This window comes from Alphaproteobacteria bacterium (assembly GCA_016870095.1).
In the GTDB taxonomy this organism is placed as follows: Bacteria; Pseudomonadota; Alphaproteobacteria; order Paracaedibacterales; family VGCI01; genus VGCI01.
The window spans coordinates 207,735-220,693 of record VGCI01000003.1 but is presented as its reverse complement, the minus strand read 5'-3'; the positions used below and the strand labels follow the sequence as shown (position 1 = coordinate 220,693).

Genomic DNA, 12,959 nt, shown 5'->3' with positions numbered 1-12,959 from the left:
TTATTTAAAGCCTTACTCGTTGGCATATTGGTTATTTTGATCGCGGTGATGGGCTTCATCTCTTCGAACAGCGACAATCAGATCTGCTAATTTTGCATCGGGATCTAAATTCCAATACTTCACAGCAATAGGAGGTACAGGGACATTATCCAATTTTCCGCTTTCTACTTCATGAAGATACTGAGTGTAGGAATAAACAGCTTCTTCTTCCATATAACTCACCAAACGATGGGATGTTCTTGGTGACAAAATATAAAGAAGGAAATAAACACCAAAAAAGAGAATTTGAGCAATGACAATTAATGCCCTTTCTATCCAATTTGGGTGAGCTATTTCAATAAATGTCATCAAATGCATTCGTTCATTCTCAGCTTCTTCCAATAGCACTTTAATTCGTCCCCCATCATCTTTAAAAAGCCGCAAACTTTTTAAGTGCTGAAGCATACCACCAACCATACCGGGAACACCTGCAACCGTTTCTAGAACCACAGCTCTATGACCGTAACGAGTGGTAAAGAAGCAATCTGCAAAGAAGCGTAATAACTTTACAATTCTATAGGCTATGTGATCTGAAAAAGATTTTGGAACATGATGCACATTAAGATTAATATCATTCATCTTTTTTGCCATTTTTTCACCCCTTTTTAAGTATTAAAATACAAACACTTGAAAGCCTTACATCTAAAAAATCATCATATAAACATTACAATATACCTGCCTTCATTTTTTCCAAGGTTAGGGAGGCTTGATTACGAATGGCTTGCTGCTTTTCTATGCCGAATTTATCCCATGTAGAAAATACATATGGCATGCGCTGGTTGTGTCGAAATTTTATTTCATGACGCACCAGAAAATCCCAGTAAAGTCCGTTAAAAGGGCACGCATTCTTCCCAGTCACCACATCTGGATCATATTGGCAATGCTTGCAATAGTCGCTCATTCGATGAATATATTTCCCGCTGGCAGCATAAGGCTTGCTGCCCACTATGCCCCCATCCCCATATAGAGCCATACCCAGTGTGTTAGGCATTTCTACCCATTCATAAGCATCAGAGTAGACAGCCAAATACCATTCTTGCACTGCTTTGACGTTAATTCCTGCCAGCATTGCAAAGTTGCCTGTTATCATGAGCCTTTGAATATGGTGTGAATATGCATGGTCACGGGTGTGGCGTACGGCTTCAGCAACACAGAACATATTTGTTTTTGCCCCCCAGTAAAAATCTGGAAGCGGGTTTGTTGCTGCAAGATCGTTCTTTTCCCCATATTCAGGCATATACATCCAATAGATGCCGCGAACAAATTCACGCCACCCCAGAATCTGTCGAATAAAGCCTTCAACAGAATTGAGCGGCGCCTTGCCAGCAAGGTATGCGGCTTCCGCGGCCTTACATATTTCCAAAGGGAGAAGCAAACCTGCATTTAGATACGAAGAAATCAGCGAGTGATACAGATATGGCTCTCCTGCTACCATGGCATCCTGATAGCGTCCAAAGTCATGTAACAATTCATCTATAAAATGATTTAATTCTAGCAATGCCTGGTCGCGAGTGACAGCATAGTGGAACGGCTCTAGGGTCCCAAAATGATCTGTGAATTTGGCCTGGACCAATTCTAATACTTCTTCAATTATAGAAGTTTTCTTGTGACTGATACGCTTTGGTATCTTCATTCCAGCCTTTGGTGGTTTTCGATTTTCCTTATCATAACTCCACTTATCACCGATTGGTTTGCTTTCTGATTCCATAAGAATTTTGTATTTTTGACGCATTCTGCGGTAAAAGAATTCCAGGCGCAATTGCACCTTGTTCTTTGCCCATGAAGCAAATTCTTCATGCGTGGTCAAGAAACGCGTGTCACATAGAATCTCGACGGGAATACCAAATTCACTTTGCCAGTGCTTCATTTTTTGCAATATACGGTATTCTCCGGGTTCTGTGACGATAAGGCGAGTCGCTTTAACTTGCGCTATGGCGCGTTTTATCTCACCAGCAAAACTGCCGGTATTGAGAGGGTCATCCAACTTAACATAACGAATGGAATAGCCTTTACACCTTAATTCTTCGGCAAAGTGACGCATAGCTGAGAACAAAAATGCAATTTTCTTTTTGTGGTGTTTAACGTATGTGGATTCATCCATAAGTTCGCACAGCATTACAACATCTTCTTCAGCTTTGATTCCTTCAAGTGAAGTAATTGTGTAGGAAAGTTGGTCGGTTAAAATAAGACGAAGCACAGGCATTTACTCTGCCTCAAGTATAATGAGTTTTATTTTTTTATCGTGTTTTGAGTTTCGGCCAGAAACTCTTTTGCGCCAAAGTTTGAAACTTCCAAGTTTTAAATTGCTGCGCATAATTTTAATGACTTCGCTCTCACTGAGGCCACAGCCATTTTTGATTTTATCAAATGAAATGTCGTCAGCCCATGCCATACTGATAATTTCGCTGATGAACGATGTGCTATATTCTTTCTTCACGGTTCCATCCCATTGTTTCCAGATAATAAGCCATTACCAACACTTCATTCCCTGACCAAAAACTTTTCCATTTTTAAATAATCCTATTAGAAGCTACAATCGTATTCCCCATAAATACAATTTCTCAATTGTTCAGTCTTTAATTGGGGTATATTGGGTATTAGACAGAAAGCTGTTTTGCCATCAATCAGACACAAACAGCCTTTTTTAACACACACAGACATGCTAAGCGAGTAAATTCCTTTGCAAAACAACATTTCCTGCGAAAGTAAATATCTGAATAGACAATACACAAAGCCAATCTTAAGAGACCTACACGAAAATACAATGCATTGCGGCTAGATAAATGAAATTTTTTAGATAAAATTTAAAGGATAGTTAAAAACAGTGCAAAAATATTTTTTACCAGTTAATCTTGCTAACCCTTTTAGTCTTCAACAGGAATTTTTGTTTCGGAGTGATTTAATATAGAATTAGTTCTAGAAGTTGTGATGTGTTTCAAGGCGGTTTCAACAAACCTCATGAATGTAAATTTTCTTCCATCTGCCTATCATTTAATGAAAATGGATTGTATAGTATTTTAGCGGTAAAAGAGAGTGACAATGGGTTTGGAGATTGTTGAAAATATTTCAACACTAACAAAAAACTTGAACACACGCGCTCTATAAGGGCAAAACACGGAGATATGAACGATGACAACCCTATTTGATTCCATAACTGTCGGAAAATACAGCCTAAGCAATCGCATCTTTATGTCCCCCATGACACGTGGGCGGGCTGAAGCGGACGCTGTCCCAACGAGGATTATGGCCGATTATTATGGGATGAGAGCAGATGCTGGTCTCTTGATTACAGAAGCAACAGCCATTAGCCCTCAAGGGTATGGGTGGCTCAATGCTCCCGGCATCTGGACAGATGCTCAAGAACAGGGCTGGAAAGTTGTCACGGATGCTGTCCATGCCCATGGAGGGCGGATTTTTCTCCAATTGTGGCATACAGGGCGGGTCTCCCACCCAGACTTTTTAGACGGGCAATTGCCTGTAGGTCCTTCAGCAATAGTGGCTCAAGGAGTATCGCACACACCCCTTGGAAAGAAGCCTTATGTGACTCCCCGTGCCCTCACTATTGACGAAATCCATGTTACAATTGGGGACTACGCCTCAGCTGCAAAAAGAGCGATTCGTGCTGGGTTCGATGGGGTCGAACTTCATGGGGCGAATGGATACCTTGTTGATGAATTTATCAGAGATGGATCAAACAAAAGGACCGATGAATATGGGGGGAGTACGGACAATCGTCTACGTTTTTTGGTAGAGATAACGAAAGCTCTTGCTGATGCCGTTGGTGCAGACAAAGTTGGTGTTCGTTTATCGCCTAAGGGTCAATATAATGATATGCAAGATAGCAACCCAATTGCAACTTTCACTCGGGCAGCAGAGCTTCTCAACCCACTAGGACTTGCTTATTTACATATATTAGAAGCCTTGCCCGGACATATGATGTATGCAGAAGGAGAGCGGATCTTGCCGCATATTCGAAAGGTTTATGAAAACATTATTGTAACGAACGGTGGCTACACCAAGGCTTCAGGAAATATGGCTTTGGAAAATAGAGAAGCGGATGCCATTACCTTTGGAATGCTCTATCTTGCGAATCCAGATTTGATTTCACGCTTCAAAACGGATGGGCCATATAATCACCCTGATTTTGCTACTTTGTATACACCCGGTGAAAAAGGGTATATAGACTATCCGGTATTAAACCAGTAGCTCTTTCACTCATATAACAGGAATGTGAATAAAAACATGCACATTTTAATAAACGGTGGAACAGGGTTTATCGGCTCGAAATTATCTGAGCATTTTAATGCTCAAGGGTTCAGGATTTCTATTTTGACTCGAAATATCCATGAATCAGATTTGCCAAAAGCAGCAACTCTTATAGACAATTTAAATGACGCAGAAACATCTTATGATGTCATCATAAATTTAGCGGGTGAACCCTTAAACAAAAATAGATGGAATGATCGCGTCAAGAAAGTCATTTATGATAGCCGTATTCAAAGTACGCAAAATATCGTCGATTATATTAAAACTGCCAAAGTCAAGCCAAACCTTCTGGTAACGGGCTCAGCGATTGGGTTTTATGGCACCAGTTCGTCAAAAAACTTCTCAGAAGATACCAAACCCGCCCATCATAGTTTTATTCATAAAATCTGCGCTGATTGGGAAGCAGAAGGAATGAAAGCCTCAGAATATGGGGTAAGAGTTTGCATCATAAGAACTGGGATTGTGCTCGGCAAAAACAAGGGGGCCTTAGCCGAGATGCTTCCCCCTTTTAAGCTTGGATTGGGGGCTCAGCTAGGCAATGGTAAGCAATGGATGTCTTGGATACACATTGATGATGTTGTGGGGGCAATAGATTTCCTAGTTCAGAACGTCGAGCTGGCCGGACCGTTTAATCTTGCTTCCCCTGGAACTGTTACAAACGCTCAATTCACAAAGGAGTTAGCAAAAGCAGTAAAGAGACCGTCTTTTCTGAAATTACCTGATTTGATAGTGAAACTTCTCTTTGGAGAAATGGGAGAGGCCCTGCTTCTGAAAGGACAACGGGTCATCCCCCATAATCTTATGAAAGCTGGATACAAATTCAAATATCCAACTCTTGAGGGAGCCATAGAGGATATTGTCTATAAGGAGACTTGAGGGGAGGTGTTTTTGCTCAAAGGCTTAATTTCATTTATTCCTTTTTGAGAAGTTCCCGCCGCGCTTCGGGTTCTTCCGTTTCAGGAGATAGCCAAATATCAGAAAAATACTTAGCAAAGTCTCCTTTGCTAACGTTTCCTTTAGCGGAGCCATTGAAGAAGAAGGTGACTTTTGAGCCTGATTCAAAGAAAGCTGTAATACGATCCCCTTCATTCACATTGGGAAAGAGTGTTTCCAATTTTTTTCGGTAATTCTCCGGGTTAAATGGTGCGCCTAGGCGTTTCATCTCCTCAATGGTTTTATCAACAAGCTGATCTGTGGTGAAGGATCTAAGGTAATGAATAGTAATGGCATAAGGCTCATCGCTTGACCAAACATTTGCATCAGTCCATAAAGAAATATCATAAATATCCCACAGAAGCTTGGTAAGCTTGGCTTCCCCATAGGGGCGTGGAGATTCAATAAGATTCCTTAACTCAGGTGGCTTTTGTGCGGCTGCCATAAGGGGTGTAATTTGCCAGAATGTGACTAATAAAAAGAGAATTTTAATCATAAATCTTCCTCTATGCCTATATCTTACTAGTATGGAGCTTAATCTATTAAAATCTCTTTAAAGCGTTCTCCGAACAATCCAGAAATATAGGGGATAGGGTAGTAATCGCAAGAACCGTAAGAAAAGTGACATAGGCTTCGGAAAATCAATTTGAAAAGAGCGTGTTCCAAGACCCTTGATAATGTAACTAGCAGCTTTTTCAGGCGAAATGATCAAGGGCATCGGAAAAGGATTTTTGTCTGTTAACCGTGTTGAAACAAAGCCGGGACTCACAATCCGAATGTCTATTCCTTTTGATTCCAATTCAATCTTCATCCCCTCGCAAAAATTTAAAAGTGCTGCTTTACTCGGGCCATAAACATTTGAATTCGGAAGGCCACTATAGGCGGCAATGCTGCCCATAAAAACCATTTGGCAACTCTTTTTTTCTGAAAAATGCGGGGCCGCAACCTGAAGCAGACGCAATACCCCCAAGAAGTTTGTGTCGAAAGTTTGGGTAAAATCTGAATTGGATCCCTCTAAAAGCAGACCTGGATGATAGGTGCCAGCACAGTAAATAATAACATCGACATCATTTACTTTTTTTATGATTTCTTTAAACGATTTTTTCAGACTCTCTTCAGAACCCACATCCGAAACGATTAACAGGTGACCTTTTCCGGGCAAACCCGATCTTAGTTCTTCCAATGCAGCTTTTGTACGACCACTCAAGATCAAAATGGCACCTTGCTGGGCCAAACCTTGTGCAAGAGCATGGCCAATACCAAAGCTTGCCCCAATCACCCAAACCCGTTTACCAACCCAATTTTTGATAGGTGTCGCCAATGGTCATTTTCCCTTCCTCATAAATAAGGTGACTTCGCCTAAGGTGAACCCAAACTTCTTCATTTTGGCCTTATTAATGATAATTTTGTCATCGAGGGCAAACATCCAATCATCGAAGTCAAACTCGTATTCAGTGCCATTTACAGGGATTTTCACGCGATAAACCCACTGTATGGCATTGCCAACAGAATTCCCTTCACCCTGGCCGATAACATCTTCTGCAGTGCTGGTGACATGATGGTCATTTAAGGCTTCCAACTTCCAAGTGCGTTTCGTTGTTGTGCCGTCACTCCATAGAAAAACTTCAGAAAGTTCGCCTTTGTTCCCAACCCAATGCCCCTCCATTTTGACGGTAAAGTGTTTGATAACCTTTCCTGTATAATCTTGAAAGATACCCCAAGCCTGTAAAGGACCATTAAAAAATTCCTTAATGCTGACTTTGGGTTTGGCATCCTGGTAGTCTTCTAAATTATACCTTTCGCACCCACTAAGAAGAATAAAAAGGGACGTTAAAAATTTGCTGAAATGTCTCATAGCTTTTGCTCCTGGTCTATAGATGAACAGTATAACATAATTGTTGCTAAAATTTTAAAGAAACAAGGAATCAGAGCATAAATTGCGGAGAGCATGGTCAAGCTAAAGCCGCTGCCCGGGTTTTCATTAAATCCCGCATAGCCAAGTAGGGACAAAGCAAGACCTGCAGCAACTGCAATGGATAATTTGGTTGTCACATTCCACACCCCAAAAAAGCCGGAATGCCATTTCTTATTGGGATCGACCCTATCAATGACATCGGCAAAAATGGCAGGAGGAATCGCAACATCAGAGCCCAAACACAGACCTGAAAAAAAGCATATGAACCCATAAAGGATTATATCACCCTCAGTCAACCAAAAGGCAAAACTATAGGCAATGATAGATACGATCATTCCCACAAGCCAACTGAACTTCTTTGATCGGACTTTAGCCAATCTTGTCCACACACCCATGCCAAAGACGGCGGCTAGGAAGTATATGGCCAAAAAAACAAAAGTGTAGGAGGAAGCTTTCAGGACATGATCGATAAAGAAGAACACAAGCGTTGCTGAGATGGCTGCAGCTATTGAATTGAAGGCATAAATGGTCACAAGATTTCGAAAAGGTTGATACTGAACGGCCTGCTTAAAAACGATTCTCAATGGCGTAGAGTCACTCGTCTTGGGGGAACGCTTTAAGGGCTGAGGGCTCCATCGATAAAATAACAGTCCCCCAATGGCAACAAGAAGCGCAAGAACATAGGTGGCAAGGGTGAATGAGTCAACCAATTGTTTAGAGTCATCTTGGGCTTGTATAAATATAGCAGGCAAGAGAGCGGCCAAAATAACGCCAACGACTTTTATACCTTCTCGGTAAGCTGTGATTCGAGTGCGCTCATGGTATTGATCTGTCATCACCGCGCCCAATGCTAAATAGGCAATATTCAAGAGACTATCGAAGAAATGGAGGCTAAACAAAGCAATCGCCAAAGAGACTGCAATGGCTATGGATTGGGGGGGATGGAATAGATAATAATAACTTATAACGAAAGGTATCAGAGAAAGGAGAATAATTTGTTTATAAGTGAATTTTAATTGGAGCAATTTATCCACGCCAAGGCCCAAAAAAGGATCTTTAAGGGCATCGATACTGCGAATTATGAGCAAGATGATTCCTATTGTTCCTAGATTTAGCCCAAATACAACATGATAATATTTTGGAATATACAAGTACAAGGGAAGCTGAGCAAAAGCAATCGACGGCGCCAGAAGCGCATACCCAAAAATGCTCTTTCGGGAAAGATGTTTTTGTGAATTCATTTAATCTGACTTTTCAAGGGTAAATTGGTGCACATCTGTTCTTTTTGTCGTAAAACCAGCGATGCAATAGCTTAAATAAAAGCGCCAAAGTTTAATGAATGCTTCGTCAAACCCTAAGCGCAGAACCTCTTCTTTCGCGTCATCAAATCGATTTAACCATTTTTGAAGGGTTCGAGCATAATCCTGACCAAACCGAAAATCATCTACCACCCTTAATCCCGCTTGCTTAGCTTCTTCAATGAAGCGCTTCTTGCTGGGTAACATTCCTCCTGGGAATATATATAATTGAATAAAATCAGGCGTTTTACGGTACGTTTCAAAGTGGTCATCATCAATAGTGATGGTCTGAATCACCGCTCTTCCTTTTGGTTTTAAGGCGTTTGAAATAGAGGTGAAGTATTGATGCCAATATTGTTCACCAACTGCTTCAAACATTTCAATGCTGACGATGCCATCAAACTGTCCCTTGATATTTCTGTAATCAAGCAATTGGACATTCACGTTAGGCTCGAAAGAACTCTCTTCAATGTTTTTCTTTGTGTGGGCAAACTGTTCATCAGAAATGGTTATTCCCGTTACCCTATAGTCTCGTTTTGCAGCTTCAAGAAGGAAAGCCCCCCACCCGGACCCAATCTCTAGGATATGGCTGCCTTGGGGAAGATTAAGTTGATCAAGAACCCGTGCCATTTTCTGATTTTGCGCTTGATCAAGCGTTGTAACGCTCTCATCGGAAAATAGTCCTGAGGAGTAGCACATACTCGGATCAAGCCATAAAGAAAAGAAATCATTGCTTAAATCATAGTGTTCTTTGATGTTTTTGCGGCTACCCCTTACGGTATTTCTTCGGAAAAAATTATAGAGGAGATAAATATATTTGCGTAAGCCCCTAAAGTTCAGTAAAGCTCTTAAATGGGTTTCATTTAAAATGGCTATCATAATTAAATTAGCAAGATTGGTTGTTTCTAAAATCCCCGTTTGATAGGCCTTTAAGAATCCCATTTCGCCTTGTTTGATAACCTGTTTAATCATGTCCCAATCTTTGATGATCATATCGGCGCAAGGACCAGAATTCGACCCACGGTACTCTATAGTTTTTGAGTTAGGAGCTGAAACAATCAAAGATCCAATGCCAAGGTTCCTTATGGTTTTGTTAAAAAAATCTTCATATTGGGATTGCTTTTTGATCATGATCATTCAGTTGTTTTCTCTTTGGGAGGTTTCGGTTTGGAATAATATTTTATGCCCTTCATCCACAGTTTAAATGCTTGATAATGAATACGCCATACAACCATAATGGTCATAAATGGATAGGTAATCAAGGCTCTTAATAGCATCCTCTCTGACAAAGATTTTAGTTTCCCGTTGAGGCTTGTGAGAAGCATTTTTTGACCATCAATAGAGTAATCAATCCAGAACCCAAGAGAAGCGCATTCTTGACTCATATCCTCAGGCACCATAAAGCGAAAGCTGTAGGTTCCTTCAACAGGCATGAAAGGGGAAACATGAAAAAGCTTTTCAGCTTGATATACTTTTTTTGAGCTTAATTTCCCCCCTTTTTTATCCCTTATAAAATATTGATGATTTTCGCCAAAAGTATTGTTCACATCTGCAATAACAGCCTGAAGCTTTGAATTTTCATCAAGGAATAGCCAAAAACTGATCGGGTTAAACCCGTATCCCAAGACACGGGGCATAGTTACAAGATAAACCTTCTCATGGCTCAAACCATACGTATTGGTAACCTTACTCAACCACCTTTGAATGGTTGTCCCATCCTGAAATCCATAATCCTTATGGCGAAGGGAAAAGGGCCTAAATTTTTCAAACCCCAACAGAATATTATTAAGATTGTTGAGAGAGGACACATCTAAGCAAAGATAAAATGTTTTGTAAAAAAATCGGTTAACCTTTGGTGAAAGGCGATGGTGCATAACGGTCATCGGTACAAAACTATCCATCAATTGCTGTCCACTCTCTTTGACCACCCAATGCTAAAGCAACGTCTATACCTGATTTTAGCGCATCTTCATGAAAGCCATACCCTAAATAACTTCCACAGTACCAGATTCTATCTTTTCCTTGAATTTGCTCAAATCTCTTTTGTGCATCCAAGCTCTTCTGGGTAAATTGGGGGTGATCGTAAGAAAAATTCCTGAGGATACTGTTGGGTTTTTGACTCGGATTAAGTGTAATAAATAAAGGAAATTTCAAGGGTATATTTTGCAACCGATTCATCCAGTAGGTCACGCACACCGGATTTTCAAATTTGTATTCCTTTTCAATCAAGGTATTCCAACTGGCCCAAGCGTGTTTTCTTTTAGGCATCAAACGTTCATCTTGATGCAGATAGACATCATTCTTCTGGTAAGGAAACGCTTTCAGAAACTCAAACTCTTCCGATGTGGGCGTTTTGTGCAGTGCTAGCGTTTCGTCAGCATGGCTTGCAAAGATCACATGGTCGAATGTCTCAGATTGTTCCCCATGATCTATTGTCAAGCTGATGATTTCTATAGATGACTTTTTGCGATGAACGCTGATAACTTCTTGATGTTGGATCCGATCGTGAAAAGGCTCAACAAGCTTAACAACATAGGCCCGGCTCCCCCCCTTAATCGTATACCATTGAGGATGCTCATTTATGGTAAGAAGTCCATGGTTATCTAGAAACTTTAAAAAAACCATTAAAGGAAAATCAAGGATTTTTTTAAAGGGCGCCGACCATATGGCTGCTGCCATAGGAATCAGATATTGATTGGTAAAAGAATCACTAAATGTGTGAGTCTTCAAATACGCACCCAGAGAAATTTCTGATAGTTCTTGATCCTGCACGGTTTCTCTACCCAGTTTATTGAAACTGGTAATTTCTCTTAAGAATTTCCAATATCGTATACGAAAAATATTAAGGGGATCGGCAAAAACACCCCGGGGCCAGTCACTTGAGAATTCATTATTGTTTTGTCGATCTGAAACAGAAAATGACATATCGGTTGCTATCGTTTCAACGTTTAAGTGGGCTAACATACCTCGAAATTCAGGATAGTTCCGATGATTAAAGACAATAAAACCACTATCAACAACAAGATCCTTATCCAGAGAAGGTAATCTGATTGTATGGGCATGGCCTCCCACATAATCATTTTTCTCAAATAAAGTAATGTTGTGCGTTTTGTGCAACAACCGTGCGGCAGCAAGTCCTGCGATACCGCAACCAATAATAGCAACATTCATAAAATTTCCAATCCATTTTTAATTAAAATTATGGGAGTCTTGTCCATAATACAAGGTTATATTCTAATGAGGAACCATTAGAAGTTGGAACAAAAATAAGGGTAAGTAGACATGAATTCATTTATATTGTTTATAGTTGTTAAGATGCCCAGACTTAATCATTAACCCTAAACGTGCCTTGAGGCTCTTCCGGGACATACCCCATGTGCACCAAATCAGACAGGAGCGGATCAAGCTCTTTAGAGCTTCTGAACTTGGAATACCGCATGATGAATCGACACTTTAAAGGTTGATTTGTGTGTTGAGATTGTTTGCGCATCCACGCCAACAATTCTTCTGATTTCGATGGCGAAGGTTTGGGGTCGAACTTGGTGTCCAAAACCATCCCATAAATGCGGCGAACGTGGGATTCCAGATAATCACACCAAACCGCTGGTTTTTGCACAGAGAACAAAGTTATGTCTTTGTCCTTCTGCCCATCAGCAATATTGATAATATGAAAGATCAGCTACAGAGATTGCATAAGGCTTTTGTACTTGGATAGATGCTGCACTATGATTTCATGATTATTGCCGTTTGGATTGTTCTGTGAGTTCTCAAGCCAGTTACGAAGGAAGAATTGCACTTCTGAAGAAAGACGGATTTATAAGTATTAAAGTGAGCCGTATAGTCCTTTTCTCCACAGAGGTAGATTGTCTTTTCTTGTTTGGCTTTCTTTCCTTTGAGGGGAGTTTTGCCTAAAATAATACTCACCGCTTCGGTTAAGCTGGCTCTATGCTCCCGATAAAAGGAAAGCTCATAAGTTGTCGCCAGACGTAAAAGCGTCCACACCAAACGCCCGACAATTTGGAAATGGTTCTGAGCTGTTTTTTCACGGAATTTCTCGTCAATGAGCCAAACGGGGTAACACTCAGCATAATGCTTTCTAAAGTAAGTATCGTCAGGGATTTTGAAGTAATACCTCAGGGCATAGAGCCGATCAGGGATTTATCGCCATATTCGGGCTTGTTATAAAGGTCGACATTCAAAGACAAAACGATCTTCGCTCTTGTCGCTTCAGACAGGCAATCTTCCCCACAACCGCAGTTAAGAGGATAGAGCAGATGGGCTTTAATATTGTGGAACACGTCGTAAAGAACAAAGTCCTGGTACTGAGTTAAAAAACCAGTGGGGAGTATTCAATAGAGTTTTTCTCATTCAAATGATGTTAATTTTGATGGGATTATATTTAATAATGACCATTTTTTAGCACCTTATAATTACACAATTTTTGCAATCATATGAAAAGAACGATATAATGTATCATGAATTCACCTTCTCTCATTTAATGAGAGAAG

14 protein-coding genes are annotated in these 12,959 nt (G+C 40.5%); 2 read left to right on the top strand and 12 right to left on the bottom strand.

What is annotated here, in order from left to right:
* Nucleotides 1-12: 12 nt before the first annotated feature.
* The 3 genes from FJX03_03910 to FJX03_03900 all read right to left on the bottom strand — a co-directional run bounded on the left by FJX03_03910 (nt 13) and on the right by FJX03_03900 (nt 2,431).
* Nucleotides 13-630 (bottom strand): oxidase, encoded by a 618-nt coding sequence (locus tag FJX03_03910; protein ID MBM3632838.1) that lies wholly within the window; start codon nt 628-630, stop codon nt 13-15.
* A 73-nt stretch (nt 631-703) separates the two neighbouring features.
* A complete protein-coding gene (locus FJX03_03905; GenBank protein ID MBM3632837.1) occupies nt 704-2,242 on the bottom strand; it encodes a cryptochrome/photolyase family protein in 1,539 nt (512 codons plus the stop codon).
* Nucleotides 2,243-2,431, bottom strand: coding sequence for a TIGR03643 family protein (locus tag FJX03_03900; protein ID MBM3632836.1), 189 nt, complete (start codon nt 2,429-2,431; stop codon nt 2,243-2,245).
* 737 nt (nt 2,432-3,168) lie between these two features.
* Here FJX03_03900 and FJX03_03895 point away from each other — a divergent pair.
* Together FJX03_03895 and FJX03_03890 are read left to right on the top strand one after the other, a co-directional pair.
* Nucleotides 3,169-4,245 (top strand): alkene reductase, encoded by a 1,077-nt coding sequence (locus FJX03_03895; protein ID MBM3632835.1) that lies wholly within the window; start codon nt 3,169-3,171, stop codon nt 4,243-4,245.
* A gap of 36 nt (nt 4,246-4,281) precedes the next feature.
* Complete coding sequence (locus FJX03_03890) at nt 4,282-5,181, top strand: TIGR01777 family protein (GenBank protein ID MBM3632834.1); 900 nt, start codon at nt 4,282-4,284, stop codon at nt 5,179-5,181.
* 34 nt (nt 5,182-5,215) lie between these two features.
* Here FJX03_03890 and FJX03_03885 read toward each other — a convergent pair whose 3' ends face one another.
* The 9 genes from FJX03_03885 to FJX03_03845 form a co-directional block, all read right to left on the bottom strand.
* Nucleotides 5,216-5,734, bottom strand: a complete 519-nt coding sequence (locus FJX03_03885; GenBank protein ID MBM3632833.1) for a hypothetical protein — start codon at nt 5,732-5,734, stop codon at nt 5,216-5,218.
* A gap of 57 nt (nt 5,735-5,791) precedes the next feature.
* Nucleotides 5,792-6,559, bottom strand: a complete 768-nt coding sequence (locus FJX03_03880; protein ID MBM3632832.1) for an SDR family NAD(P)-dependent oxidoreductase — start codon at nt 6,557-6,559, stop codon at nt 5,792-5,794.
* Between the two features lie 3 nt (nt 6,560-6,562).
* Entirely contained in the window at nt 6,563-7,093 is a 531-nt protein-coding gene (locus FJX03_03875) for a DUF3833 domain-containing protein (protein MBM3632831.1), read from the bottom strand.
* A complete protein-coding gene (locus tag FJX03_03870; protein MBM3632830.1) occupies nt 7,090-8,394 on the bottom strand; it encodes an MFS transporter in 1,305 nt (434 codons plus the stop codon). Before FJX03_03870 ends, FJX03_03875 begins: the two co-directional genes overlap by 4 nt.
* On the bottom strand, nt 8,395-9,588 hold the full coding sequence (locus FJX03_03865; GenBank protein MBM3632829.1) for a class I SAM-dependent methyltransferase: 1,194 nt from the start codon (nt 9,586-9,588) through the stop codon (nt 8,395-8,397).
* Nucleotides 9,585-10,352: a DUF1365 domain-containing protein gene (locus FJX03_03860; GenBank protein MBM3632828.1), complete on the bottom strand. Its 768-nt coding sequence runs from the start codon at nt 10,350-10,352 to the stop codon at nt 9,585-9,587. Before FJX03_03860 ends, FJX03_03865 begins: the two co-directional genes overlap by 4 nt.
* Nucleotides 10,345-11,622 carry an NAD/FAD-binding protein gene (locus FJX03_03855; GenBank protein ID MBM3632827.1) on the bottom strand — a complete coding sequence of 426 codons (1,278 nt, stop codon included), beginning with the start codon at nt 11,620-11,622 and terminating at the stop codon, nt 10,345-10,347. Before FJX03_03855 ends, FJX03_03860 begins: the two co-directional genes overlap by 8 nt.
* A gap of 154 nt (nt 11,623-11,776) precedes the next feature.
* Nucleotides 11,777-12,076: a hypothetical protein gene (locus FJX03_03850; protein ID MBM3632826.1), complete on the bottom strand. Its 300-nt coding sequence runs from the start codon at nt 12,074-12,076 to the stop codon at nt 11,777-11,779.
* Nucleotides 12,077-12,174: 98 nt separating this feature from the next.
* Nucleotides 12,175-12,453: a hypothetical protein gene (locus tag FJX03_03845; GenBank protein MBM3632825.1), complete on the bottom strand. Its 279-nt coding sequence runs from the start codon at nt 12,451-12,453 to the stop codon at nt 12,175-12,177.
* Nucleotides 12,454-12,959 lie beyond the last annotated feature (506 nt).